This window comes from Pseudomonas sp. B22129, assembly GCF_044218875.1.
Classification (GTDB): Bacteria; Pseudomonadota; Gammaproteobacteria; order Pseudomonadales; family Pseudomonadaceae; genus Aquipseudomonas.
In genome coordinates this window covers 5367823-5391005 of the sequence record NZ_CP162592.1, presented here as the reverse complement: position 1 = coordinate 5391005, position 23183 = coordinate 5367823, and the positions used below count along the sequence as shown (strand labels likewise).

Annotated in this window: 26 protein-coding genes and 1 pseudogene; 14 read left to right on the top strand and 13 right to left on the bottom strand. The window is 61.3% G+C overall.

All coding sequences use genetic code 11. The annotated features are described in order from the left end of the window. Window positions 1–182: 182 nt before the first annotated feature. Window positions 183–290: pseudogene (locus AB4P94_RS24560) on the top strand (transcriptional regulator); the annotation flags it as partial. Window positions 291–309: 19 nt separating this feature from the next. After that, on the top strand, window positions 310–1206 hold the full coding sequence (locus tag AB4P94_RS24555) for a LysR family transcriptional regulator (RefSeq protein WP_395607889.1): 897 nt from the start codon (window positions 310–312) through the stop codon (window positions 1204–1206). Here AB4P94_RS24555 and AB4P94_RS24550 read toward each other — a convergent pair. Together AB4P94_RS24550 and AB4P94_RS24545 are read right to left on the bottom strand one after the other, a co-directional pair. Then, on the bottom strand, window positions 1196–1597 hold the full coding sequence (locus AB4P94_RS24550; RefSeq protein ID WP_395607888.1) for a RidA family protein: 402 nt from the start codon (window positions 1595–1597) through the stop codon (window positions 1196–1198). The two genes, AB4P94_RS24555 and AB4P94_RS24550, sit on opposite strands and share 11 nt — an antisense overlap. An 85-nt stretch (window positions 1598–1682) precedes the next feature. Further along, window positions 1683–2552 carry an EamA family transporter gene (locus tag AB4P94_RS24545; RefSeq protein WP_395607887.1) on the bottom strand — a complete coding sequence of 290 codons (870 nt, stop codon included), beginning with the start codon at window positions 2550–2552 and terminating at the stop codon, window positions 1683–1685. 93 nt (window positions 2553–2645) lie between these two features. Here AB4P94_RS24545 and AB4P94_RS24540 point away from each other — a divergent pair, with 93 nt between their 5' ends. The 3 genes from AB4P94_RS24540 (at window position 2646) to AB4P94_RS24530 (ending at window position 6423) form a co-directional block, all read left to right on the top strand. Continuing rightward, window positions 2646–3428: an AraC family transcriptional regulator gene (locus tag AB4P94_RS24540; protein ID WP_395607886.1), complete on the top strand. Its 783-nt coding sequence runs from the start codon at window positions 2646–2648 to the stop codon at window positions 3426–3428. An 81-nt stretch (window positions 3429–3509) separates the two neighbouring features. Continuing rightward, complete coding sequence (locus AB4P94_RS24535; RefSeq protein WP_395607885.1) at window positions 3510–5063, top strand: DUF726 domain-containing protein; 1554 nt, start codon at window positions 3510–3512, stop codon at window positions 5061–5063. A 40-nt stretch (window positions 5064–5103) separates the two neighbouring features. Beyond that, window positions 5104–6423 carry an Nramp family divalent metal transporter gene (locus AB4P94_RS24530; protein ID WP_395607884.1) on the top strand — a complete coding sequence of 440 codons (1320 nt, stop codon included), beginning with the start codon at window positions 5104–5106 and terminating at the stop codon, window positions 6421–6423. Between the two features lie 14 nt (window positions 6424–6437). Here AB4P94_RS24530 and AB4P94_RS24525 read toward each other — a convergent pair whose 3' ends face one another. From AB4P94_RS24525 to AB4P94_RS24515, 3 genes are all read right to left on the bottom strand, one after another. Then, window positions 6438–6815, bottom strand: a complete 378-nt coding sequence (locus tag AB4P94_RS24525) for a type II toxin-antitoxin system VapC family toxin (protein WP_395607883.1) — start codon at window positions 6813–6815, stop codon at window positions 6438–6440. Further along, the gene (locus AB4P94_RS24520; RefSeq protein WP_395607882.1) at window positions 6812–7171 is read right to left on the bottom strand and encodes a type II toxin-antitoxin system Phd/YefM family antitoxin; all 360 of its coding nucleotides are present in this window, start codon (window positions 7169–7171) and stop codon (window positions 6812–6814) included. Before AB4P94_RS24520 ends, AB4P94_RS24525 begins: the two co-directional genes overlap by 4 nt. A gap of 141 nt (window positions 7172–7312) precedes the next feature. Further along, the gene (locus AB4P94_RS24515) at window positions 7313–8245 is read right to left on the bottom strand and encodes a LysR family transcriptional regulator (RefSeq protein ID WP_395607881.1); all 933 of its coding nucleotides are present in this window, start codon (window positions 8243–8245) and stop codon (window positions 7313–7315) included. 117 nt (window positions 8246–8362) lie between these two features. Between AB4P94_RS24515 and AB4P94_RS24510 the strand changes: the two genes are divergently transcribed. The 6 genes from AB4P94_RS24510 to AB4P94_RS24485 all read left to right on the top strand — a co-directional run bounded on the left by AB4P94_RS24510 (window position 8363) and on the right by AB4P94_RS24485 (window position 11662). Then, a complete protein-coding gene (locus AB4P94_RS24510) occupies window positions 8363–8851 on the top strand; it encodes a DMT family transporter (protein WP_395607880.1) in 489 nt (162 codons plus the stop codon). 4 nt (window positions 8852–8855) lie between these two features. Then, the gene (locus AB4P94_RS24505; protein WP_069787214.1) at window positions 8856–9311 is read left to right on the top strand and encodes a DMT family transporter; all 456 of its coding nucleotides are present in this window, start codon (window positions 8856–8858) and stop codon (window positions 9309–9311) included. A gap of 89 nt (window positions 9312–9400) precedes the next feature. Then, complete coding sequence (locus AB4P94_RS24500) at window positions 9401–9571, top strand: metallothionein (protein ID WP_016974542.1); 171 nt, start codon at window positions 9401–9403, stop codon at window positions 9569–9571. Window positions 9572–9645: 74 nt separating this feature from the next. After that, window positions 9646–10410 carry an AraC family transcriptional regulator gene (locus tag AB4P94_RS24495; RefSeq protein WP_395607879.1) on the top strand — a complete coding sequence of 255 codons (765 nt, stop codon included), beginning with the start codon at window positions 9646–9648 and terminating at the stop codon, window positions 10408–10410. A gap of 90 nt (window positions 10411–10500) precedes the next feature. After that, window positions 10501–10674, top strand: coding sequence for a DUF1427 family protein (locus AB4P94_RS24490; protein WP_074851542.1), 174 nt, complete (start codon window positions 10501–10503; stop codon window positions 10672–10674). A gap of 28 nt (window positions 10675–10702) precedes the next feature. Then, a complete protein-coding gene (locus AB4P94_RS24485) occupies window positions 10703–11662 on the top strand; it encodes a zinc-binding alcohol dehydrogenase family protein (RefSeq protein WP_395607878.1) in 960 nt (319 codons plus the stop codon). A gap of 510 nt (window positions 11663–12172) precedes the next feature. Here AB4P94_RS24485 and AB4P94_RS24480 read toward each other — a convergent pair. The 3 genes from AB4P94_RS24480 to AB4P94_RS24470 form a co-directional block, all read right to left on the bottom strand. After that, entirely contained in the window at window positions 12173–13198 is a 1026-nt protein-coding gene (locus AB4P94_RS24480) for a purine-nucleoside phosphorylase (protein ID WP_395607877.1), read from the bottom strand. A gap of 14 nt (window positions 13199–13212) precedes the next feature. Continuing rightward, window positions 13213–14175, bottom strand: coding sequence for a nucleoside-specific channel-forming protein Tsx (locus AB4P94_RS24475; RefSeq protein ID WP_395607876.1), 963 nt, complete (start codon window positions 14173–14175; stop codon window positions 13213–13215). A 155-nt stretch (window positions 14176–14330) separates the two neighbouring features. Then, window positions 14331–15269: an AraC family transcriptional regulator gene (locus AB4P94_RS24470; protein WP_395607875.1), complete on the bottom strand. Its 939-nt coding sequence runs from the start codon at window positions 15267–15269 to the stop codon at window positions 14331–14333. Window positions 15270–15547: 278 nt separating this feature from the next. Between AB4P94_RS24470 and AB4P94_RS24465 the strand changes: the two genes are divergently transcribed. The 3 genes from AB4P94_RS24465 (at window position 15548) to AB4P94_RS24455 (ending at window position 18560) form a co-directional block, all read left to right on the top strand. Continuing rightward, the gene (locus AB4P94_RS24465; protein ID WP_395611385.1) at window positions 15548–16807 is read left to right on the top strand and encodes an ABC transporter substrate-binding protein; all 1260 of its coding nucleotides are present in this window, start codon (window positions 15548–15550) and stop codon (window positions 16805–16807) included. Between the two features lie 17 nt (window positions 16808–16824). Further along, entirely contained in the window at window positions 16825–17598 is a 774-nt protein-coding gene (locus AB4P94_RS24460) for an L-iditol 2-dehydrogenase (protein WP_395607874.1), read from the top strand. Window positions 17599–17912: 314 nt separating this feature from the next. Further along, the gene (locus AB4P94_RS24455) at window positions 17913–18560 is read left to right on the top strand and encodes an isochorismatase family protein (protein ID WP_395607873.1); all 648 of its coding nucleotides are present in this window, start codon (window positions 17913–17915) and stop codon (window positions 18558–18560) included. Between the two features lie 57 nt (window positions 18561–18617). On the opposite strand, the gene AB4P94_RS24450 is transcribed toward AB4P94_RS24455, so the two are convergent. The 5 genes from AB4P94_RS24450 to AB4P94_RS24430 are packed head-to-tail and all read right to left on the bottom strand — an operon-like array spanning window position 18618 to window position 23182. Continuing rightward, the gene (locus tag AB4P94_RS24450) at window positions 18618–19649 is read right to left on the bottom strand and encodes an ABC transporter substrate-binding protein (RefSeq protein WP_395607872.1); all 1032 of its coding nucleotides are present in this window, start codon (window positions 19647–19649) and stop codon (window positions 18618–18620) included. A 14-nt stretch (window positions 19650–19663) separates the two neighbouring features. Continuing rightward, window positions 19664–20761 carry an NAD(P)/FAD-dependent oxidoreductase gene (locus AB4P94_RS24445; protein ID WP_395607871.1) on the bottom strand — a complete coding sequence of 366 codons (1098 nt, stop codon included), beginning with the start codon at window positions 20759–20761 and terminating at the stop codon, window positions 19664–19666. Then, window positions 20758–22101 carry an FAD-dependent oxidoreductase gene (locus AB4P94_RS24440; RefSeq protein WP_395607870.1) on the bottom strand — a complete coding sequence of 448 codons (1344 nt, stop codon included), beginning with the start codon at window positions 22099–22101 and terminating at the stop codon, window positions 20758–20760. The genes AB4P94_RS24445 and AB4P94_RS24440 overlap by 4 nt, the downstream gene beginning before the upstream one ends. Continuing rightward, window positions 22098–22388, bottom strand: coding sequence for a (2Fe-2S)-binding protein (locus tag AB4P94_RS24435; RefSeq protein ID WP_395607869.1), 291 nt, complete (start codon window positions 22386–22388; stop codon window positions 22098–22100). Before AB4P94_RS24435 ends, AB4P94_RS24440 begins: the two co-directional genes overlap by 4 nt. Then, on the bottom strand, window positions 22388–23182 hold the full coding sequence (locus AB4P94_RS24430) for an ABC transporter permease (RefSeq protein ID WP_078743198.1): 795 nt from the start codon (window positions 23180–23182) through the stop codon (window positions 22388–22390). The genes AB4P94_RS24435 and AB4P94_RS24430 overlap by 1 nt, the downstream gene beginning before the upstream one ends. Window position 23183 lies beyond the last annotated feature (1 nt).

Sequence of the window (23183 nt, the reverse complement as noted above, 5' to 3'; positions counted from 1 at the left end):
CCTTTGAACCGCCCGAAAGGGCGGTTTTTTTTGCAGATTGTTAATGTGAATAGGCTTTCTGTGGTGAGCGGGCTTGCCCTAATGCCGTTCAGTTAAGGGTGAGCGCTGTTCTGTGGCGAGGGAGCAAGCTCCCTCGCCACAGGTTAATTTTTACACTTGATCCTTCTTAACTGAACGGCATTATGTACATCAGTACATTGCGGGATTACATCCGGGCGATGGGGGGCGAACTGGAAATCATCGCGACGTTTCCAGATAGACAGGTCAAGATCGATAACTTCGCCTCCTGATGGCGCATTGGAACACCTTATGAATCAACTCCTCGCCATGCGCGCCTTTGTGCGCGTTGTCGACACCGGCTCGTTCAGCCGGGCGTCCGATCAGTTGGCGCTGCCGCGTTCCACCGTCAGCAAGCTGATTACCGACCTGGAAGCCTACCTGGGCATCAAGCTGATGCACCGCACCACGCGGGCCTTGGCACCTACCTCTGAAGGTCTGGAATATTACGGCCATGCCCGGCGTCTGCTGGCAGAGCTGGATGAAGTGGACAGCGCCGTACGCGGGCAAACCCTCAAGCCGGGCGGGCACCTGCGGGTGGATGCGCCGGCGTCGTTTGCCAACTGTTTGTTGATTCCGGCACTGGTGGATTTTCATCGCGAGTACCCCGACATTACCGTTGCCCTGGGCATCAGCGACCGCGCGGTCAATATCGTCGGTGAGGGCGTTGACTGTGTGATTCGCGCCGGCAAGCTCGATGACATGACGATGATCGGGCGCAAGGTAGCCGACCTCGAATACCTGACCTGCGCGGCCCCCGGTTACCTGGAGCGCCGGGGCGTGCCGGGGTCGCCGGAGGACTTGCAGGCGAACCACCTCAAGTCGGGATATTTCTTCGCCGGTTCGGGCAAGCCCGAGCCGCTGATTTTCGAGAAAGGTGGCCGACGGATTGAAGTCGGTGAATGTGCCTTCTCCACCAACGAAGGCAATGGCCTCAAGGAAATGCTGCTCGCCGGCCTTGGCGTGGGGCAACACTTCAAATCGATCGTGCAGTACTACATCGACAGCGGCGAGTTGGTCAGCGTGTTGCCCGAGTGGTCACGTCCTGCAACGCCGCTGCACATCCTTTACCCACCCAACCGCCATCAGAGCGCACGGCTCAAGGTGTTTGTCGAGTGGATCATTCGCACCTTCGGCGTCAGGCAATGATGGCGGTTACGCGGATCTCGACGCGCATGGTCGGCAACCCCAGGGCCTCGACGCCGACCTGAGTCCAGATGGGCGCATGGTCTGGCATGTAGCGGCGGTATTGCGTGACCATCGCCTCATTGACCTCGGGTGGAAAACCGCCGACGTGGTAGGAATTCACGTGAATGACGTGGTCCCAGCGCGCACCCGCAGTGGCCAGGGTGCGGTCCAGATTATGGAATGCCCGGGCGATTTCTTCGGCAATGTCGGCGGGAATCTGAAAGTCATCATCCCAGCCGCCCTGGCCCGAGGTTTCCACGCGGTGACCGACCTTGACCGCTTGCGAGTAGTGCAGGTGTTCGCGCATGTAATCGCCGTAGCCTGGCGTGACGAAAAATTCAGGAGTGCTCATGGTGTTTCCTCGGTTCGGTTCAAGACCCGACAAAGGCTAATTGAGCAGTTACGCGAACAAAATCCCGAATTTATGCCAAGTCTATCTATGCACTTGCACAATCGCGTTTTCGGTACAGCCCCACGGCAAGGCCGATAATGATGACGGCGATGAACAGCAGGTGGGGCACGGCAATGCGTTCGCCCAGTATCAACATCGAGCTGGCAATCCCGAATACCGGAATCAGCAGTGACAACGGTGCCACGGTTGAAACCGGGTACGCCTTGAGCAGGGAGTTCCAGCCCCAGTACGCAAAATGTGTGGCCAGATAAACCTGAAACAGGATCGACAGTACGGCGGTGAAATCAAGGCTGGCGGCCAAGCCTGAGAAGGCGCTGCTGCCGTGCAGCCACCAGGCCATGAGGAACAACGGAACGGGTGGAAACAGGCTGGCCCAGACCATGAACGAAAAGATTTCCTTCACCCCCGATGCCTTGATGATGACATTGCCGATGCTCCAGGCCAGGGCGCTCAACACGATCATCAAAACGCCCAGCACTGCAGCGTTGCCTTGCTGGGTGACGATGATGCCTGCCAGACCCGCCAGCGCGAAGAGCGCGCCGATCCATTGCGCACGACGGATTTTCTCCTTGAACAGCACGCAACCCCAACCCAGGGTGAAAAACACGCTGAGTTGAATGATCAGCGAGGCGATGCCGGGGTTTACCCCGAGCTGAATGCCATAGTTGATCACGCCCCACATGCCCAGCCCGAATATCACGCCGTAAGCGGCCACATAACGGAACCTGACGGCCGGGCGCCTGATGAAAAACACCCAGGGCAAGGCGGCGAGGGCAAAACGAATGCCGGTCAGCACAAACGGGTCAATCGAGCGCAACCCGAGTTTGGTGACGGGAAAGTTAATGCCCCAGACCAACGTGACGAGGAGGGCAAGGGCGAGGTGTGTCTTGCGCATGGGCGTTCCAGAGCGAATTCAAGGGCGTCAATCCTAGGGTGCCACGGCATGGCCCGCTTGCTATGTAAGGCCAAGATTTGACACTATCGGGCCATGATTGAGACCTTTGATGCCAATGACCCCGAAGCCGTGGTCACGTTGCACGAATATCCGTCCGGCACTGTGTTCGAACGGCATACCCACCCGCGCGGCCAGTTCGCGTACGCCTCCACTGGCGCGCTCAAGATGTTCACCGACCTCGGCAATTGGGTGGTGCCGCCACAAAGGGCGATCTGGGTGCCCGGCGGCGTGCCCCACGAAATGCACATGCGTGGCGATGTCGTCATGCTCAACACCTACCTTGACGACGGCGCTGCCAGGCGTGCCGGTTTACAGGCCCGCTGCCAGGTGTTTGAAGTGTCGCCCTTGCTCAGGCATCTACTGGAAGCGGCGCTGACCCTCGAGCCGTCGGCGGCCCCGGGCGTTCGGCAGCGCAGCGTGCTGGCGTTGTTGGTCGACGAAATCGGCGCGATGCCCGAGCTGCCCCTCAGTGCCCCGTTGCCCACCGAGCCGCGCCTGGCGCGGGCCTGCCAGCGCTTTCTGGAGGTGCCCACGCAGTCGGTTTCCCTTGATGAAATGGCTGAATGGGCGAACATGAGCCGGCGCACGTTCACCCGCCATTTTCATGAAAACACCGGCATGACCTTTGTCGCCTGGCGCCAGCAGGTGTGTTTGCTGGAGGCGACGGCGCGACTGAGCCACGGTGTGTCCATTACCGACGTGGCGCTCGCATTGGGGTTCAGCAGCTCCAGCGCTTTCACCGCGGTGTTTCGCCGCAACCTGGGCGATTCCCCGGCGCGCTATTTAGCCAAGTCCAGGGCCGGCTCACTGTTCTGATCCACGCCTGTCAGGATTCACCGTTCTTCGGTTCATGCTTTGTTACTATCGCCGAACGTCGTCACCAGGAGTCACCGGCCCATGCAGCACCAGTGGGATGAAATGCACCGCACCCGCCAGCCCACGTTCTTGTTGTGCGGCGAGCCCCAGGGGGATGTGCTCAATCTCTACGTTCACGGTTACTCCGCGTTCTTCAACCGTCAGCAACTGGGCAACTTCAAGGAACAACTGGCGAGCATCGAAGGCTCGACCAACCTGATGTTGTTCTGGCCGGCAGGGCATTTTCTGGAAAACCTGTTTGCACCGTTCAAGGAGGTGATCGCCTCAATGCTTGGCGGTGGTGGCCTGGGCGCTGCGACCGTGGGCGTGGGCAAGGCAATTGCCTACTTTCTCGACCACTACAAAAGTGTCGAGGCGCGCGTTGATGAAGTGGCCCGGTCCTTGTTGCCTGAACTGGCCAATTACCTGCACGCCGAATCGCTGCCGGTACGGCGTATCAACTTGATTGGCCATTCCCTGGGTGCGCGCATTCTGGTCAAAAGCGTGTTGGCCAATCCTGAGGTCGCCCGCGAGCTGCCGTTGAACAATTTGCTGCTGATGGGCGGAGCGATATGTACGTCGAGCCCTTGGGATGAAGTGTCGGCGCCACTGAAGGGGCGGCTGATCAACTGCTATTCCAGCAAGGACTGGGCGTTGGCGATGAAGCCGGACGCCGAGCGTTGCATTGGCCGTTATGCGATCCCGCTCACGCCTGCGCTCAAGGGCAAAGTCACGAACGTGCAACTGGCGACCTTCGATCACGCCGCGTATTGGCCGCAACTGAAGACGGTGGTGCAGTACACCGACCTGTTGCAGGAGCGGCGCGGCATGATTCGTTCTGACCAACGCAGTACCGAAGTGCGTTTTGCCGAAGAAGACGTGGATTTGTTTCCGGCACTCGTTCAGGCGCGGCCGGACGAGCTGAAATTCCTGGCCGAGTTGATGGCGCAAAAGCGCAGCGCTTCAATCGATGCCGGCGTACGTGAACCGCTGAAGCTGGCGATCGAACTGCAGCGCATGGGCGGGGACAGCTTCATGAACCTGGCCCGCGGCCATGGCGTGAGCTATCGCCAGATCGTCGAAGACGTGGCGCAGCGGCTGGGGATCAAATTCGATGAGCCCGTTGCGACCGTGGCGTTGGCGGACATCGAGGCGCAGGTTGCAGAAAAACTGATCGAGCAGTACCGGGACAAGCTCAGCAGCGCCGACCGCAAAGCCTTCGACGCGGAGCTCAAGGCGGCGGCACAAAAGGAGCAGGGGCTGTTCAATCGCATCGACGTTGGCCGGTCGGCAACCGCCGCGTTGAGCGGCACGGCGCTGGCGGGGCTCACCGGGTTTATGCTGCGCCGTGGTGCCGCCACGGCCATTCCGGTGGTCGGCCAGGCGCTGGCGGCCGCGATGTTGCTGGTCACCGGTGTGCGGGCGTTTTCCGGCCCGGCCTATTCGATTACCACCCTGGCGGTGCTGGTGGTCGGCCTGATTCGCCAGCGCATGGAGCGCGAGGCGCTGAACCAGGAGATGGACCTGGTGGTGCAAGTGGTCGAAACCTTTGACTTGCCTCGGGAAACGGTGATGCGCACGGTCGCGTCCGACTGATAAGCTCCCGTCATTATTGTGTGTTTGCCTGGGATACCGCGTGAAATTCAGCCTGCCGAAAATCGCCACCGCCCCGTTCTGCCCGCCGGAAGTGGCCGGCTCCGTGGTCGTTGACCCCAAGGCTTCGTTCTTCAAGCGTGCACTAATGTTCGCCGGCCCCGGCCTGCTGGTCTCTATCGGCTACATGGACCCGGGCAACTGGGCCACGGCCATTGAGGCGGGTTCGCGCTACGGCTACAGCCTGTTGTTCGTGGTATTGCTGGCCAGCCTGGCCGGCATGGCGGTGCAGTGCCTGTGCTCGCGGCTCGGTATCGCCACCGGCAAGGACCTGGCTCAGCTATGCCGTGAACGCTACAGCAAACGATCGTCACGGACCCAGTGGGTATTGGCGGAAATCTCCATCATCGCCACCGACCTTGCCGAAGTGCTCGGCTGCGCGTTGGCATTTCACCTGTTGCTCGGCGTGTCGCTGACCACCGGCATCGTCATTACTGCGTTCGACACTCTACTGATTTTGGCCCTGCAAAACCGAGGGTTCCGCCGCCTCGAAGCAATCATGCTGGCGCTGGTGGCGACCATCGGCGTGTGTTTCTTCATCGAGCTGGTGCTGATCAAGCCTTACTGGCCGGACGTGTTCAGCGGTTTCACCCCGTCTCTGTCGGCTATCAGCGACGCCGCGCCGCTGTACCTGGCCATCGGCATTCTGGGCGCCACGGTGATGCCCCATAACCTCTACTTGCACACCTCGATAGTACAGACCCGCCTGATCGGCAAAGACCTCGCCAGCAAGCAGGATGCAGTCAAGCTGGCGCGTATCGATACCATTGGCTCCCTGGCCCTGGCTTTGCTGGTCAATGCGGCGATTCTGGTACTCGCCGCTGCGGCGTTCTACAAGACCGGCCATACGGAAGTGGTCGAGATTCAGGACGCCTACCACCTGCTCGACCCCCTGGTGGGCGGCGCTTTTGCCAGCATCCTGTTCGGCATCGCCTTGCTGGCCTCCGGGCAGAGTTCGACCTTCACCGGCACCATCGCTGGCCAAGTGATCATGGAGGGTTACCTCAACCTGCGTATTCCCTGCTGGCAGCGGCGCCTGATCACCCGTGGGCTGGCGCTGATCCCTGCGTTTTTAGGCGTGTGGCTGATGGGCGACGATGCCATCGGCAAACTGCTGATTCTCAGCCAGGTGGTGCTCAGCCTGCAGTTGCCGTTTGCGCTGTACCCGCTGATCCGCATGACCGACGACAAGCAGTTGATGGGGCCTTTCGTTAACCGGTTGCCCACGCGCTTGCTGGCGTGGTTTTTATTTGCGGTGATCAGTGGCGCGAATGCCTGGTTGATCGGGCAGTTTTTGTTTTGAGTTCAGAGGCTGATCTAGACCAGTAATGCCAAGGGTGTGTAGCAAGCAACGTGGGGGTCGGCCGTCAAAAGCTTCATCGGCTCGCTGATGGCTGCGGCAACGATCAGCCGGTCAAAAGGGTCCTTGTGGTGGTGTTCAAGGTCTTTTACGGCCATGGCGTGTTCCGATGTGACGGGTAACTCGATAAAACCAATTTGCAGGCAACACTCGTGGATTTGGGCCAGGTCTACATTGAGTTTCCCTGTGCCAACCTTGATGGCCATCTCCCAGAACGTTGCAGCACTGACGTAAATCTCGGCAGCATTTTCAATCAGTTTTCGGGCTTTGCTGGATAGCCTGGGATCATCATTCAATGCCCACAACAGAATATGAGTATCCAGCAGCACTCTCATGAATGACTGCCCTCAAACGCTTCCAGCAGATCGTCCGGCAGGGGCGCATCAAAGTCTTCGGGGATGTCGAGTTGTCCTTTCAGGGCACCGATCCGCCGCCCGGTGGTTTTCCCCACCGGAACGAGTTGGGCCATTGCACGCCCGTGTTTGGCGATGGTGATGATTTTGCCGGACGCGGCCTCATCAACGAGTTTCGAAAGGTTATTTTTAGCTTCACCCAGCGGCACGACAATCATTGGGTTGTCTCCCTGTTTTGGCCAAATATAGCCAAAACTGCGTGAGCTATCAAAAATGGCCCGACTACTGGTTAAAGCGGCTCGTTCGGCGCGTGATGGCTTGTGGTAAATGACAGTCATGGCATCTCTCCAAAAAGGATTTCGCCAAAGTCTGCATGCTGCACGCTGTCGTCAGGAATAGTGGCCAGTGAATTCAGAATGAGCCTACTTACGTAATGAGGAAATTTCTTCACGAGAAACGCTCCGCTGGGTCAAAACCACTTACCTGTCCCAATACGGCACCGTCCCGAAACACTCCACAAAATAATCAATCACCGTGCGCACCTTCAGCGACAACCGCCGGCTGCCCGGCCACAAAGCCGCTATTTGCTGAGGCTCCAGCGTTGTCGCCACCTCGTATTCCGTCAGCACCGCCTGCAAGGTCCCCGCGCGCAGCCCCTCGCCGATCAGCCAGGACGGAAACACCACCAGCCCCAGGCCCTGCTCGGCGGCGTGGGTGAGGGTGTCGGCGTGGTTGCCGGTGATGGGGCCCTTGACGCTGTAGGGCGTCCACTCGCCGCCACCTCGGCGAAAGAACCAGCGCTGCTGGCCGGTGATGCCTTTGTAGGCCAGGCATTGATGGTTCACCAGTTCGTCCGGGTGCCTGGGCGTTCCGTGCTGCGCGAGGTAGGCGGGGCTGGCGGCGAGACGAAAGCGCTGGGGTGCGAAAATGCGCGCCTGCATGCCGGAGTCGTTGAGCACGCCGATGCGAAACAGCAAGTCGGTGCCGTCTTGCAGCGGGTCGACGTAGGTGTCGGTCTGCTGGATATCCAACTGCAATTTCGGATAGCGTCGGCACAACTCACCCAGCCAGGGTGAGAGGTGGCGCTGGCCAAACACCATCGGCGCATTGATGCGCACCAGCCCGCTGGGCTCGGCTTCCTGTTCCTGCAAGGCCTGGCTGGCGCTTTCCAGCTGCTCCAGCATCAAGCGTGCGTGATGCCCGAGCAGGCGCCCGGCCTCGGTGGGGCTGACCGCGCGGGTGTGGCGATAGAGCAACTGTTGGCCGAGCGCCTGTTCCATCAACTGGATCTGCCGCGAGATGGAGGAGGGCGCCAAGCCTTCACGGCGAGCCACTTCAGAAAAACTGCCATGGTCGAGCACGGCAACGAACAGGCGCAACGCCTTGAAACTCAGTTCATTCAAACCCTGCATTCTGGCTCCATGCTGTGCGTATTGCGCAAAGGTGTTATCTGCATGCTCCCATTTATCGCACAAGGCGGCCACCGGATAATGCGCGCCATGTTTCCTTTCTTGACGCTCAGGTGATGTATGCAGGCAAGTTCTACCGAGGCTGTGGCGCAGGCCACGCCAAAGAAAAACCTACTCCGTTTGTTGTTGCTGCCACTGGTGATCCTGGCAGGCATGGGCCTGTCGGTCGAAGCGGGCTTGCTCGGGCCGTTGGGCGTGCAGGTGGGCCATTTGTGGGCGACCTTGAGTATTTTCGGCGTGGGTACGGCCATTCTGTTTTTGCTGCTGTTGTTCAGCGGCCCGCAGCAGGGCCCGGCGCTGACCGACTTGCCCCGCTGGCAACTGATCGGCGGCTTTCTGGGGCCGATGTATGTGGTGGTGCTGACCCTGGCGACGCCGCATATCGGGATTGCCATGACGATGATCGCGATCCTGTCGGGCCAGGTCGGCAAGAGCGTGCTGATCGACCATTTCGGCTGGTTCGGCACTGCGCGCAAGCGGGTCAATAGCGAACGCTGGATAGCCCTGGCGTTGATTGTGGCGGCGCTTGTTCTGATTGCGAGAGGGTAAGGCGATGAACCTGATTTTGTTATTGGTGCTGGTGATTGCCGCCGGTGCGGTGTTGAGTGTGCAGGCCGCGATCAACGGGCGCCTGGGTCAGACGGTGGGCGTGTTGCGTAGCAGCTTGCTGACGTTTGCAGTCGGCGCGATCACCACTGCACTGCTGATTTTTTTCTTCGAACCCGCTCAGGCCGTCAGCCTGTTGGATGTGCCGAAATGGCAACTGACCGGCGCACTGTTCGGGGTGGTGTACATGATGGTCATGGTCGGCGCGGTGCCGGTGGTTGGCACGGCGGTGGCGACGGTGGCGGTGATCGTCGGGCAATTGGGCATGGGCATGTTGATCGACAACTTCGGCTGGCTGGGCAACCCGGCCATTGAGTTGTCGGGTAGCCGCATCCTGGCCATGCTGTTGCTGGCCCTGGCGCTGGTGTTCATGTACCGCAGCAATAGCCGCCTGGCCGATTAAAGGAAATGAACCCCGGATCCTCTTCTATAGTCACCTCTTAAGGTACGGCGCCCGCCGCACCTGGACGACCATGAAAAAGGAGTCTGACCATGGCTGATAAAACCTGTGCCTGCCCCCACTGCAAATGCGTGCTGGGCAAAGATGCGGTGATGAAGGACGGTAAAGGCTATTGCTGCAAGGGTTGCGCCGAGCACCATGCCCATGGCGAGCCTTGCGCTTCGGCGACGGGCTGCGAGTGCACCAAGTCTGCCCACGGCTGAAAACGCAAAAAATCCCTCGGTTTGTCGGGTGGCGGTCATTACCATGGCCGCTCACCCTTATTGATGTGTTCTTCATGGCCCTGGCCGCGCCCCCCGACCTCAGTGATCACGCCGTTCCCGTGCAACCCCTGGCGCGTACGTATCCGCGTGGGCTGTACATCGAACCCCACAGCCATGATTGGGGCCAATTGCTGTATGCCATGAGCGGCGTGATGTGGGTCGAGACGCCCCGCGAAGCGTTGGTGGTGCCTCCGCAACGCGCCGTGTGGCTGCCGCCGGGCGTTGAGCACGGCATTCGTGTGGTCTCGGATTTGCAGATGCGCAATATCTACCTGCGCCCGGCGCTGGCGGCAACGCTGGACACTCAGGTACAGGTGATTGAGGTTGGCGCACTGTTGCGCGAACTGATCATTACCTTGGTCGATCAGGGTGATAACGGCGACTCGGCCTATTACGACGCTGTGGTTGGCTTGGCTTTGCTGGAGCTGCAACGGGCGCGCCGCTCGCAGATTCGCATCGCCATGCCGCTGGAGGCTGACCGCCGCTTGATCAACGCCTGTCAGGCGGTCATGGCCGCGCCGTCCCTGGAGATCCCATTCGAGCAACACGCCGAATCCGCCGGGGCCAGTGTGCGCACCCTGGCGCGGCTGTTCCAGAACCATCTGGGCATGGGCTTCGCCGAATGGCGCCGCCAGGTGCAACTGGCCACGGCGGTGGCGGAGTTGATTCAGGGCCAGTCGGTGAGCGGTATCGCGCGGTCCCTGGGCTATTCGCCAAGCAGCTTCAGCGACATGTTCCGCCGGGAACTGGGTGTGGCCCCCTCGCAGTACGTCGGCTGACGGGTTGGCCGAAATCCTGAAGCCTTTGGCCGATGCTTTCGCAATGGGCTCTCTACACTGAGCCCATCAACCCACAAGGCGCCACCCACCATGAACTACCTGATTTCCCTCGCCATCGGCCTGTTTGTCGGCGTGATCTACGGTGCCTTGGACTTCCGCTCGCCCGCGCCGCCGGCCATCGCGCTGGTCGGCCTGATGGGCATGTTGCTGGGCGAACAGCTGTGGCCCATGGGCCGGCAGCTGGTCAGCGGTTGGTTGTCCTGATCTCTTTTCCCTTCGATGGATATCTGCCATGAAAGCACTGCAATTTTCCGCCACCGGCGACCTCGCTTCCTTGAGCTTCACAGACGTTGCCACGCCCGTACCGGCGGCCGGTGAAGTGCTGGTACAGATCAAAGCCGCCGGCCTGAACCCCAGCGATGTGAAAAACGTGCTCGGTCGTTTCCCCTACACCACGCTGCCGCGCATTCCCGGGCGTGATTTTGCCGGGGTGGTGGTGGACGGCCCGCAAGAGCTGGTCGGCCAGGAAGTCTGGGGCACCGGGCGCGACCTCGGTTTTTTTGCCGACGGTTCCCACGCGCAATTTCTCACCGTGTCGGCCAAGGGCGTGGCGCACAAGCCCACTCACTTGAGTTTCACCCAGGCCGCCAGCCTCGGCGTGCCGTACACCACCGCCTGGGATGCGCTGGAGCGCAGCGGTGTCGGCAAAGGCACACGCTTGCTGGTGATCGGTGCAAACGGCGCGGTGGGCAGTGCGGCGCTGGCGCTGGCGAAGATTCGCGGTGCCGAGGTGCTGGGGGCGGTGCGCAAGGCGGATCAGGTTGAAGTGCTCAAAGCACAAGGTTTTGATGCCATCGCCTTGGGCCAGCCGGAGGCATTGGGTGCGCAGGTGAATGCCGTGTTCAAGGGCGGGGCGGATGTAATCTTTGATACGACCGGTTTCTGGCTGCCGGCGGCGGTTGCGGCTTTGGCTCCGTTTGGCCGTATCGCCATCATTGCGGCGCCGGTTGACGGTCATGTGCAACTGCCAGCCCTGGCCCTGTACCGCAAGGGTGGTTCGGTGGTGGGGATCAATTCGTTGCTCTACAACTGCGAACAGTGCGCGGTGATGCTGGAGCAATTCGGGCGGTTTTTTGATGAAGATTTGCTGCCGCTGCCGACAGGGCTGCGCGAATTCGCGTTGGCTGATGGCGTGCAGTGTTACGAGGAAGTGAACAGCGGCAGCGCGGACAAGATCATCTTCCTGCCTTAACACGGTGATAAAAATGTGGGAGCTGGCTTGCCTGCGATAGCGGTGGGCCAGCCAACAACTCACTGGCTGACAGACCGCTATCGCAGGCAAGCCAGCTCCCACAGGTTTTAATCTCCACAGGGCTTCAGCAGCATCTGTCGATCGGACGTTTCCCACGCAGGTTTCAGGTTGTGGCTCGGAAGGCGGCTGACTAACCTCACCGCCGTCGCTGCCAATTCAGCGACCGGATTTGACCGTCCGACTTAACCAGTGCGCGGGATACCTTCGGGTATGCCGGATCCCTGGTTCCGGCCGGTCAACCCGCGTTCAGCTTTCACCCCTCCTTGTTTGACCGCAAGTTCCACCATGATCAAGACAGCACAAATCTCCCGGCCCATCCAGCGGCCTAGCGGTTCACACGGTTAAAAAATGTGGGAGCTGGCTTGCCTGCGATAGCGGTGGGCCAGTCAACAAATCACTGGCTGACAGACCGCCATCGCCGGCAAGCCAGCTCCAACAGCTTGATGTTCTTCAGGCCTCTGGAACGCCTTTTTCCCACGCCGACCAGTTTTTCAGGATCGCCTGTACCAGCGGATTACCCGTGCGATACAGGTTCTCCAGCGCCGGTACAAAACCGCCCTGGTCTGCGTATTTCAGCAGGTTATCCACTTCGCTGTAGCCCGGGTACGGGCGGTCGAAATCGGAACCGGCACGCACCACAGCCAGGCGCTGGATATCCACCAACCCTTCGCGGCTCGCGCGCAGCAAGGCTTCGTAGGTGGAGTTGTCCTCCTGCTGGGTGGTGCAGTACTCGCCTTTATTATCAGTCAGCAACTTGGTCCACACTTCAGCGCGTTCGCTCAAACGCGTGCCGGAGAACCAGGTGTTGCCCGCCAGGGTGTCGCAGCGGGTGACTTGCGGCGGCTGGTTGGCCGGTGCGGCCGGGTAGTGTTTGCGCCAGGCTGCCGATTCCTTGCTTTCCGTCAGCTCGACCTTTTGCGACAGGGCAAATGCCTTGGCTTGCAGCTTCGGGTTCAGCTCGAAGACTTCGGTCTTGTAGTCCAGCGGTGGTTTCTCGTTCGGCCCTTTGGTGTTGATGCCGATGTAACCGGTTGGCCAGTCTTTAGGGGCATCGCGCGAATCGAGCTCCCACTGGGTGCCGAACTCCACCAGGTAATGCGCCCAGGCGGCAGTGCCGATGGTCCCGTGTTTCGGGCTGATACCGGCGATCCCTGCGATCAGGAAGTAGCTCTGGCGCAAGTCGAATTTGGGCGACAAGGCCAACGCCAGGGTGGACGCGGCCGCGTTGGTCTGGCCCATGCCGGTGACCAGCAGGCACACGTCCTGGGTGTTGCAGCGGATCACCGGGTATTCGGCAGACAAGCCCGGCACGCGCACTTCCTGCTTGAGTGCCAGGCGGTCGATCCAGGTTTGCGCCTCGGGGGCGAACATAGTGATCAGCATGACTTTGGGTTTGATCGGTGCGCTGTCGGCCAACACCACATGCGGCAGCAACGCCAGGCCCACGGCCATCGAGAGTCGAGTGAATGTGTTCATCTAAAGCTCCTCTATCAGAATTGGTAACCCACGCCGGCGTAGTAACCCCAGCCATCCGAGCGGGCGCGGAAGTTGCCCTCGCCAAAATTCAACTCGCTGCCATCCTCCCAGTTGCCGCCGTTATGAAAGTAACGGCCGACCAGGGTGAAGCGCAGGTGAGTGAACGAATACAGCAGCACGTTGGTGGCCACGGTGGAGTTGGCCGTACGCGCCGGGTTGTCCTTGTGCAGGCTTGAACCGAAGTCGTGGTTGGTAAAGCCGATGTAGGTCAGCGAAGCGCCGTTCTCAAAGCTGGTGATCGGCACGATGTACTTCATTTGCGCGCGGTAGCCGTCCCACGAATATTCATTGCTCGCGCCGTAGTTTTCCCACTGGTAGCGCCCGTAGAAGTTGGCCGACAGGTTGACCCGCGAGTGCGTGTCGATGTCGGTGCCCAGGCCGCTGTACAAGGTGTTGGCGCGGTTTGATTTGTTGCTGCCGTGGTCGTAGATCCAGTCAAACGCCACGTACCATTCCTTGAACGGCCCAATCGCCAGGCTGCGCCCGGCCAGGTAATCGATGGAAATACGCGGCTCGTGCTCCATGAACACCGGCGAGCCATGGTCCCACGCGCCTTTGTCATTACTGTTACCGATGCCGAGGATCTTCGGTACGTCGATGTAGCCGTATAGTTCAAACGGGCCTTTGCGGCCGAAGTACTCGTATTCCAGGTACACGTCATCCTGCGGTTTGGGGCCGAAGCTGATGTCTTTGCTGCCGATCAATGTCAGGTCCTGGTTGAACCAGTCCGACAGGTACGCCCCTTTTTTTGCCGGGCTGGCCTCGGGGCTCTTGGTTTCAGGGCTTAGGGTTTCGCCCTGTGCTGAGTCATCGACGGGTTGTTCCTGCGCCAAAATGGGGGCACTGAGTACTCCCGTAACGGCGGCCAGTAGCAAGGAAACACCAAAGCAGGCCGAACGCCTTGAGGTGGGGTGCATTGAAAATCCCTATTCGTACGCGGTTTGAACCCGATTCTGCGGGTAAGGGTGAACCTGGTTGCCAAGTTCGTTCCGCAAACGTTTGCACAGGTTGTACCAACTTTGTTCAAGGGGTTGATCAGCCTGAAAAAAATGGGGATTAGTCGACCTTTTGGTCAAAATTGGCTGGGTGTCATTTTTTCGATGCGGTTGAACAGATGCATCGCGGTTTCGCGCCGGTATTCGCTGGGCGTCTGGTTCATCTCGATCCGAAAATGCCGGTTGAAGTTGGACAGGTTGGCGTAGCCCACTTCAAAGCAGATATCCGCCACTGACATATCACTTTGCAGCAGCAGGCGGCAGGCGCGTTGTACGCGGAACTTGCGCATCAGGTCGATGAAACCGTGGCCGGTGTTGCGTTTGAAGAAGCGTGAGAAGCCGGGCTCGCTCATGTCCAGTTGCCGGGCGATGACCGACAGGCGCAAGTCGCCGGTCAGTTCACGCATCAGGTAGTCGAAGGCCTTGTTGATGCGTTCGGCGCTACGCGCGTCCAGAGTGGGCGCGTAGCAGGGGCTGGCCAAAGCCTGGGTGTGCTGGGGCGGGGCATTCTTCAGCGTATCGAGCAGTTGCAGGAACAAAATCAGCCGTTGCAGGCCGTGGGCGCTGCCGATGGCTTCCATCAAGTGGGCCGCTTGCACGGCCGTGTCGCCGCTGAACGCCAGGCCGCGCCGCGCGTTGTCGAACAACTGCTGCAAGTCGCCCAGCTCCGGCAGCGTCTCTCGCAGGGCGAGCAGGGCGGCGCCGTCGAACTGCAGGACCACATCGCGCCCGGTCAGGTATTCGCCGGGGGCCAGGTCGCCGATCCAGTCGTGGGGCAGGTCCGGGCCGATCAAGGCGACATGCCCGGCACAAAAGGCGCCGATATAGTCGCCCGCCACCAACTTGCCGCTGCCTTGGCGAATCAGGTGGATTTCAAATTCGGGATGGTGGTTCCAGCGCGCCAGGTCATAGGGGTAATCGTGCTCGAACCAGCGAAAGCAATGGTCCGGCTCCGGCAGGATGACTTCGAGTTCGGCAGGGCGGTGCTCGAACAGCTGGGCGCGGCTGACAGGCATGGCGAGGCTTCTTTGTTGTACTTGGAATCACCTCAAAATACGCGCCTGCGGTGTGTCGGCGCTACCCCTGGTTTCGCCCGGCACTGATACTTTTTTGATCGCGGGCCTCAGGTTAAAAAAGTATCAGCCGAGGATTCGCCATTCGTTTGTGAGGGGTTGGCAGAGCTGCTGTAATCGGCGCTCAACAACAAAAACAACAGGTGGAAACCGCCATGCTCCCGATCTGCAAAGGCAAGCTCCCGCAAGCGCTGTTCCTGCTGTCCGGCCTGGCACTGGCCATGCCCAGCCATGCCGCCGACACCGTGACCATCGCCACGGTCAACAACAGCGACATGATCCGCATGCAGCGCCTGTCCAAGGTGTTCGAAGAACAGCATCCGGACATCAAGCTCAATTGGGTGGTGCTCGAAGAAAACGTGCTGCGCCAACGCCTCACCACCGATATTGCCACCCAGGGCGGCCAGTTTGACGTGCTGACCATCGGCACCTACGAAACCCCGCTGTGGGGCGCCAAGCACTGGCTGGAGCCGTTGACCCAACTGCCGGCCAATTACGACGCCGACGACATCTTCCCCTCGGTGCGCCAGGGCTTGTCGGTCAATAACACGCTCTATGCCTTGCCGTTCTACGGCGAGAGCACGGTGACCTACTACCGCACCGACCTGTTCAAACAGGCCGGCTTGAGCATGCCCGCGCACCCGACCTGGACCCAGCTCGGCGAGTTCGCCTCCAAGCTCACCGTCAAAGACAAAGACCAATACGGCCTGTGCCTGCGCGGCAAGGCCGGTTGGGGGGAGAACATCGCGCTGCTGAGCACCATGGCCAACGCCTTTGGCGCGCGGTGGTTCGATGAGCAGTGGAAGCCTGAGCTGACCAGCCCGGAGTGGACGGCGGCCGCCAACTTCTACGTCAATACCCTGAAAAAATACGGCCCGCCGGGCGTGTCCAGCAACGGCTTCAACGAAACCCTGGCGCTGTTCAACAGCGGCAAGTGCGCGATGTGGGTCGATGCCAGCGTGGCCGGCTCATTCACCACCGACAAGAGCCAGAGCAAGGTGGCGGACAGCGTAGGGTTTGCCGCCGCCCCGACCGAAGTCACCGACAAGGGCTCCTCGTGGCTGTACGCCTGGTCCCTGGCAATCCCCGCCACGTCCAAGCACAAGGACGCCGCCAAAGCCTTTATTACCTGGGCTACGTCCAAGGACTACATCCAGCTGGTCGCCGATAAAGAAGGCATCACCAACGTACCGCCAGGTACCCGCCAGTCCACTTACAACGAGGCTTACCTGAAAGCCGCGCCGTTTGCCCAAGTCACCCTGGAAATGATGAAACACGCCGACCCCGCGCACCCGTCCGCCAAACCGGTGCCGTACGTGGGCATCCAGTACGTGACCATCCCCGAATTCCAGGCCATCGGCACCTCGGTTGGCAAGCTGTTTTCGGCGGCGTTGACCGGCGGCATGACGGTTGACCAGGCGCTGCTTGAAGCCCAGTCCACCACCGAGCGCGAGATGAAACGCGCCGGCTACCCTAAATAACGCTGACAGGACTCCCCATGAAACGACTGGAAGGTAAAAGCGCGCTGATCACCGGATCGGCGCGCGGGATCGGCCGCGCCTTCGCCCAGGCCTACATTGCCGAAGGCGCCACGGTTGCCATCGCTGATATCAACCTGCAACGCGCCCAGGCCACCGCTGCCGAGTTGGGCCCACAGGCCTACGCGGTGGCAATGGACGTCACGGACCAAGCTTCCATCGACGGTGCAATTGCCGCCGTGGTGGCCCAGGCCGGCAAGCTGGATATTTTGATCAACAACGCGGCGCTGTTCGATCTGGCGCCCATCGTCGACATCACCCGCGACAGCTTTGACCGGCTGTTCTCGATCAACGTTGCCGGCACGTTGTTCACCTTGCAGGCCGCGGCACGGCAGATGATCAGCCAGGGCCATGGCGGCAAGATCATCAACATGGCCAGCCAGGCTGGGCGCCGTGGTGAGCCGTTGGTGGCGATCTACTGCGCGACCAAGGCTGCGGTGATCAGCCTCACGCAGTCGGCGGGGCTGAACTTGATCAAGCAGGGTATCAACGTCAATGCGATTGCGCCGGGTGTGGTCGACGGTGAGCATTGGGATGGCGTGGATGCGATGTTCGCCAAACACGAAGGGCTGGCGCCCGGCGAGAAGAAGAAGCGGGTAGGGGCCGAGGTGCCGTTCGGGCGCATGGGCACCGCCGAAGATTTGACTGGCATGGCGGTGTTCCTGGCCTCCAAAGACGCCGATTACGTGGTGGCCCAGACCTATAACGTGGATGGCGGCAATTGGATGAATTAACTGTACGCTGACCAGAAATGTGGGAGCGGGCTTGCTCGCGAATGCGGTGAATCAGTCGATATATTTGTTACTGACAGACCGCATTCGCGAGCAAGCCCGCTCCCACATTGGATCTTCATTGTTATTGAAAGCCGGATCAGTCAGCAACGCTGCGATCAAAGAAGTAAACATCTCCAGGCTTCAGCTTCAGCACCCACGCCACGACCCGCCTGTGCTCGAACGGCAACTTGATACTGCCATTCTCCACCGCGTTCAGTGGATGCAATTAAAGTACATGACCTGTACTTTAATTTCCGGGCCACAGGAGAACCGTCATGACCCTCTCGAAATCTGCCATTGCATCCTTCGACGTCGACCCACAGAAGAGTTTTACGCCGCTGTGCCCGGATGAGTTGCCTGTGGCAGGTGGCGACCGGATCGGCGCCGAACTCAACTACATGGCCAGCCTCGCCGGCTACCGCGTCGGTAGCAAAGACGCGCATACACCGCAGGCACCCTGGGTGGTCACTGAACGCAGCGAGATGTATCAGCCCACCGGCCTGGCGCATGCCGATATCACGTGGGTCAGCCACTGCGTACCCGGCACCGAAGGCTTCACCTTGCTGGACGAATTGCCCGCCCCGTATGACTACGACTACTTCATCTGGAAAGGCGTGGAACCCGACCTGCACCCCTACGGTGCCTGCTATCACGACCTGCACGACAAATTGTCCACCGGGGTGATCGAGTACCTCAAAGCCCATGGCGTCAGCCGGGTGATCGTCGGCGGCCTGGCCCTGGATTTTTGCGTCAAAACCACCGCGCTGCAGCTGCTCAGGGCCGATCTGGAAGTAGTGCTGCACTTGCCGGCCTGCCGGGGCATCTGCGAAGAAGGCGGCCTCAATGCCGTTGATGAATTGCTCAAGGCCGGTGCCGTAATCAGCCGTACCCGCGAAGAGCTGACGGAGATGGCCACGCGTTAAGGCGCCACCCCCTGAATAGGATCGTTCCCACGCTCTGCGTGGGAACGCAGCTGAGGGTTAGCGCTCGATCGACCGGCTCCACCGCGCATTCCACTCCGGCCGCGCCTGGTTCACCTGGTCCCAATCAATCGAAATGGCTGTCTGCAAGTAACCCTGCATCGCCTCAACCCGTGCGCGGGTCTTGTCGGTGGTTGGCGTGGTCGGGTTTGACGGGATCTGGTCGCCTTCCTCCAGCGCGGGCGCCTGGGCTTCGGCGGTCAGCAGGAAGGCTGCAAGTTTCTGCGCCAGTTCCGGCTGGTCATTGCGTGCGATCACGCATTCAGCCACGTTCAGCACCACCGCACCTTCCTTGGGTTGCGCGTATTCCATCGGAATGCCCAGCAGTTTTTGCGTGGTGACCTGGGTCGGTGTGAGCGGAAAGATGGCAGCTTCGTCGGTTTGCACCATCTCGGAGATCTTCGCCGAGCTGGCGATGTATTCCAGTACGTTGGGGCCGATGGTTTTCGGCCAGGCCTTGAAGCCCGGCTCCACGTCTGTTTCGGAGCCGCCCTGGATGCGGTTGAACATCAGGAAGCCGTGCAGGCCGAAGGTGGAGGAGGCCAGGGACTGGAACACCACCTTGTCCTTGAAGCGCGGGTCGGCCAGGTCCATCCACGAGGTCGGTGCCGCCCAGCCTTTTTCCTTGAACATCTTGGCGTTGTAGCCCAGGCCCGTGACGCCGAGGGTCACGGCCACGGCTTCATCCTTGATTTTGGCTTTGGCCGGAATCTGGTCAAGGGTCGGATTTGGCGTGAGCTTGTCGCACAGGCCCATGGAAATGGCGCGGTACATGATGCCGTCGTCGAGGAACATCACGTGCATCTGCGGGTTGTCTTTGTTGGCCTGGACCTTGGCGAGGATGTCCGACGAGGTGCCGGGCACGATCACTACCTTGACGTTGTTGGCCTTTTCGAACGCGGGCAGCACCTTGTCGGCGTAGACCCGTTCCATGGTGCCGCCGTTCATGCCCAGGTACAGCGTGGGCGCCGCGTGGGCGGTAGAGGCGAGCAACGCGAGGGACAAGCAGGACAGCGCGATACGTGTGTTCATGGATGTTTTTCCTCTCAGGCTTGGAAACGACGGATGGAAAACGCTTCGATGGGATGGCGGCTGGCCCCGTCGCAGACAATCTCTGCCAGGGCTTCACCGACCGCGGGGCCGAGCTGGAACCCGGCGCCGGCAAAGCCGAAACCATGGAGCAGGCCGGGTTGGGTGCTGCTGGGGCCGATCACCGGTTCATGATCGGGGAGATAACCTTCGGTGCCGCTCCAGGTGCGAATGGCCTGGGCACCCTTGAGAAACGGGTACAGCTCGCCGGCATTGCGCAGGATTTCCAGCACCGCCGCCTGGCCCGGGCGGGCTTGCCGCGGGCCAAGGGCAAAACCGCGCCCGCCGCCGAGGATGCAGTTACCCCGGGCGACTTGCCGCGCATAAATCCCGCCGCCTTCAACGCCGGTGCTCACGTTCATCACCACCGGCAAAGGTTCGGTGACCAGCATCGCCGGGTGCGCCGAAGTGATCGGCACCGGCTCGCCGAATTGCTCGGCGACAGTGCCCGCCCAGGCGCCCGCACAGTTGAGTAGCCACGGTGCTTGCAGCTGCACACCGTTGGCGCAATGCACCTGGAACTGGCGGCCGTCGTGTTCGATTCGAATCACTTCAGCCTGCTCAAAGACGCTGGCACCGCAGCGTTGTGCGGCGCGGGCGAAGGCGGGTGATACGAGTCGGGGGTTGGCGTGGCCGTCTTCAGGGCACAGCGAGGCGCCGACCGCGATATCGCCGACCCACGGGAAACGTGCGCGCAGTTCGGCGTAGTCCAGCAGTTGCAGGCCCAGGCCAAAGCCACGGGTGTGCTCGGCATACGCCTGCAACGCGGCGAAGTCAGCCTGACTGCGCGCCAGTTTCAAATGCCCGGAGCGCACGTATTCGCCGTCAATGCCGATCAACCCCGGCAAGTCGGCCCACAACTCATGGGAACGCTGTGACAACGGCAATTGATGCAAGGGCCGACCCTGGCGCCGCACGCCACCGTAGTTGACGCCACTGGAGTGCGAGCCGCAGAAATCGCGTTCGACCAGCGCCACACGCTGGCCTTTTTGCGCGAGCATCAAGGCCGCCGACGCGCCGACGATCCCTCCGCCCAAAACGATGGCGTCGATCATGGCTGCACCTCCACGCCAAACGGCAGTGGTTTGATCGGCGCCTGGCCACGCAGACGGCCCACCTGTTCAACCCCGCGACCGCTGCGTTCAGCAACTATTTCGGCGGCAGCCAGCCCGCACATCCGGCCCTGACAACGGCCCATGCCGACGCGGCAATGGGCCTTGACCCGGTTGATCTCCCAATGGCCTTCATCTACCACGGCGCGCACATCGCCCACGCTGACTTCTTCGCAGCGGCACAGGATCAAATGATCCGGTGCCTGCGCGGCCCAGTGTTCGGGGAAGGGGAACGCGGTTTCCAACCCGTGGCGAAAGCGCTGGATGCCCGCCAATTGCTGTTCAAGCACAGCAGGGCGGCGATGATCGATGGCAACTCCGGTATCTTCCAACACCGCTAACGCGGCGCGCTCACCGGCCATTTGCGCCGCATCGGCGCCCATGATTCCAGCGCCGTCGCCGGCCAGGTACACGCCCTTGACGCTGCTGCGTCCCGCGCTGTCACGTTGCGGCAACCAGGCACGGTTCAAGGGGTTCCAGGCGAATTCGCAACCGAGCAAATCCGCCAGTTGCGTTTCGCTGCGCAGCGCGTGGGCGAAGGCCACGGCGTCGCATTCCAGCGTTTGCTTGCCCCAGCGGATACCCTTGACCCGTTGCTCACCGTCAATCTGCTCAAGCGTCGCGCCCTGATGCACGGGGACCCCATGGGCCGTCAGCCAGGCGCGGTAATACACGCCCTTGGCCAAGGTCGCCGGTTGCCGCAGCAACGCCGGCAACGCGCGGCATTGCGCGCTGAACGGCGCACTGTCGAGCACCGCGACCACCTTGGCGCCGGCCTTGGCGTATTGATAAGCCACCAGATACAGCAACGGCCCGCTGCCACAAAACGCCACGCGCTCACCGATGGCGCAGCCCTGATACTTCAAGGCGATCTGCGCCGCGCCGAGGCTGTAGACACCCGGCAAGGTCCAACCCGGCACCGGCAGAATGCGGTCAGTGGCGCCGGTGGCGACGATGACTTTTGAGTACTCGATGCTCTCGGCCCGGCCGTTGTCGAGCAGGTCGAGGCGGCCGTCCTCGGCGTTCCACACCAGGGTTTGCGGCCGATAGTCGATCAAGGGCGCCAGTTCATCCATCGTGCGATGCACCGCCTCGGCCTTGCTCGCTTCAAAGCCATAAATCTGTTTGGCGCTGCGTTGGAAACCCACCGGCTGACGCCGGTAAATCTGCCCGCCGCCGCGCAGGCTTTCATCCACCAGACACGCTTTGACGCCATGGTCGAGCAGGGTGCGTGCCGCGCTGATGCCCGCCGGGCCTGCGCCCACAATCACGATGGGCTTCATGGCTGGCGCCCCGGGTCGCGGCTGATCGCCTGGCCTTCTTCCAGCAGCGTCGAGCAGGCGCGCACGCGGCGCCCGTCTTCCAGCCGCACCCAGCAATCCTGACAGGCGCCCATCAAACAGAACCCGGCGCGCCGTTCGGCGCTGAAATCGCTGCCGCGCAGGTGTTCGGCGCAGGTCAGCACGGCGGTCAGCAGCGTGTCGCCGAGCAAGCCGCTGGCGGGTTGACCGTCCAGGGTGAAGGCCACGGCAGGGCGTCCGGTTTCGGCCAGGCGTTTGAACAGGGCCATCAATGTTTCCCCACCAGCACGCGGTCCAGGCCATAGACCCGGTCGAGCAGAATCATGGTCGCGGCGGTCAGCGCGATCACCAGCGCCGACACCGCCGCCATCATCGGGTCGATGGACTCGGTGGCGTAGACATACATGCGCACCGGCAGGGTCTGCGTGGCCGGCGAGCTGACGAAGATCGACAGCGTCACTTCGTCGAAACTGTTGATAAACGCCAGCAACCAGCCGCCCGCCACACCGGGCAGGATCATCGGCAGGGTGATCTGGCGAAACAGCGTAAAGCGGCTGGCACCGAGGGATTCGGCGGCCTGCTCGGCGCTGCGGTCAATGCCGATGGCCGCCGCCAGCACCAGGCGCAGCACATACGGGGTGATGATCACCACGTGCGCCAGCATCAGCCAGGTAAAGCTGCCGTTGACGCCCATCAGCGCGAACAGGCGCAGCATCGCCACGCCCAGCACCAGGTGCGGGATGATGATCGGTGACAGGAACAGCGCACTGAAAAAGTTGCGCCCCGGGAACTGATAACGGCTGATCGCCAGAGCTGCCGGCACGGCGATCAAGGTGGCCAGGCTGGCGGCGGTAAACGCCAGGATCAGGCTGTTATAGAACGCCTGGATAAAGTCAGCGCGCTCGAACACCGCGCGAAACCAGCGCAGGGAGAAGCCCGACGTTGGAATGCTCAAGGTGTTTTCCGGGGTGAAGGCCACCAGGCACACCACCACCAGCGGCGCCATCATAAACAGCACCACCAAACCGTGAAAGCCGAGGGCCAAAGGACCGTTTCTGGACATG

What these genes read in the sequence shown, in the direction of transcription:
- AB4P94_RS24555 (WP_395607889.1), top strand. Translation starts at nt 310, where the DNA reads ATGAATCAACTCCTCGCCATGCGCGCCTTTGTGCGCGTTGTCGACACC.
- AB4P94_RS24550 (WP_395607888.1), bottom strand. Translation starts at nt 1,597, where the DNA reads ATGAGCACTCCTGAATTTTTCGTCACGCCAGGCTACGGCGATTACATG.
- AB4P94_RS24545 (WP_395607887.1), bottom strand. Translation starts at nt 2,552, where the DNA reads ATGCGCAAGACACACCTCGCCCTTGCCCTCCTCGTCACGTTGGTCTGG.
- AB4P94_RS24540 (WP_395607886.1), top strand. Translation starts at nt 2,646, where the DNA reads ATGATTGAGACCTTTGATGCCAATGACCCCGAAGCCGTGGTCACGTTG.
- AB4P94_RS24535 (WP_395607885.1), top strand. Translation starts at nt 3,510, where the DNA reads ATGCAGCACCAGTGGGATGAAATGCACCGCACCCGCCAGCCCACGTTC.
- AB4P94_RS24525 (WP_395607883.1), bottom strand. Translation starts at nt 6,815, where the DNA reads ATGAGAGTGCTGCTGGATACTCATATTCTGTTGTGGGCATTGAATGAT.
- AB4P94_RS24520 (WP_395607882.1), bottom strand. Translation starts at nt 7,171, where the DNA reads ATGACTGTCATTTACCACAAGCCATCACGCGCCGAACGAGCCGCTTTA.
- AB4P94_RS24515 (WP_395607881.1), bottom strand. Translation starts at nt 8,245, where the DNA reads ATGCAGGGTTTGAATGAACTGAGTTTCAAGGCGTTGCGCCTGTTCGTT.
- AB4P94_RS24510 (WP_395607880.1), top strand. Translation starts at nt 8,363, where the DNA reads ATGCAGGCAAGTTCTACCGAGGCTGTGGCGCAGGCCACGCCAAAGAAA.
- AB4P94_RS24505 (WP_069787214.1), top strand. Translation starts at nt 8,856, where the DNA reads ATGAACCTGATTTTGTTATTGGTGCTGGTGATTGCCGCCGGTGCGGTG.
- AB4P94_RS24500 (WP_016974542.1), top strand. Translation starts at nt 9,401, where the DNA reads ATGGCTGATAAAACCTGTGCCTGCCCCCACTGCAAATGCGTGCTGGGC.
- AB4P94_RS24495 (WP_395607879.1), top strand. Translation starts at nt 9,646, where the DNA reads ATGGCCCTGGCCGCGCCCCCCGACCTCAGTGATCACGCCGTTCCCGTG.
- AB4P94_RS24490 (WP_074851542.1), top strand. Translation starts at nt 10,501, where the DNA reads ATGAACTACCTGATTTCCCTCGCCATCGGCCTGTTTGTCGGCGTGATC.
- AB4P94_RS24485 (WP_395607878.1), top strand. Translation starts at nt 10,703, where the DNA reads ATGAAAGCACTGCAATTTTCCGCCACCGGCGACCTCGCTTCCTTGAGC.
- AB4P94_RS24480 (WP_395607877.1), bottom strand. Translation starts at nt 13,198, where the DNA reads ATGAACACATTCACTCGACTCTCGATGGCCGTGGGCCTGGCGTTGCTG.
- AB4P94_RS24475 (WP_395607876.1), bottom strand. Translation starts at nt 14,175, where the DNA reads ATGCACCCCACCTCAAGGCGTTCGGCCTGCTTTGGTGTTTCCTTGCTA.
- AB4P94_RS24470 (WP_395607875.1), bottom strand. Translation starts at nt 15,269, where the DNA reads ATGCCTGTCAGCCGCGCCCAGCTGTTCGAGCACCGCCCTGCCGAACTC.
- AB4P94_RS24465 (WP_395611385.1), top strand. Translation starts at nt 15,548, where the DNA reads ATGCCCAGCCATGCCGCCGACACCGTGACCATCGCCACGGTCAACAAC.
- AB4P94_RS24460 (WP_395607874.1), top strand. Translation starts at nt 16,825, where the DNA reads ATGAAACGACTGGAAGGTAAAAGCGCGCTGATCACCGGATCGGCGCGC.
- AB4P94_RS24455 (WP_395607873.1), top strand. Translation starts at nt 17,913, where the DNA reads ATGACCCTCTCGAAATCTGCCATTGCATCCTTCGACGTCGACCCACAG.
- AB4P94_RS24450 (WP_395607872.1), bottom strand. Translation starts at nt 19,649, where the DNA reads ATGAACACACGTATCGCGCTGTCCTGCTTGTCCCTCGCGTTGCTCGCC.
- AB4P94_RS24445 (WP_395607871.1), bottom strand. Translation starts at nt 20,761, where the DNA reads ATGATCGACGCCATCGTTTTGGGCGGAGGGATCGTCGGCGCGTCGGCG.
- AB4P94_RS24440 (WP_395607870.1), bottom strand. Translation starts at nt 22,101, where the DNA reads ATGAAGCCCATCGTGATTGTGGGCGCAGGCCCGGCGGGCATCAGCGCG.
- AB4P94_RS24435 (WP_395607869.1), bottom strand. Translation starts at nt 22,388, where the DNA reads ATGGCCCTGTTCAAACGCCTGGCCGAAACCGGACGCCCTGCCGTGGCC.
- AB4P94_RS24430 (WP_078743198.1), bottom strand. Translation starts at nt 23,182, where the DNA reads ATGTCCAGAAACGGTCCTTTGGCCCTCGGCTTTCACGGTTTGGTGGTG.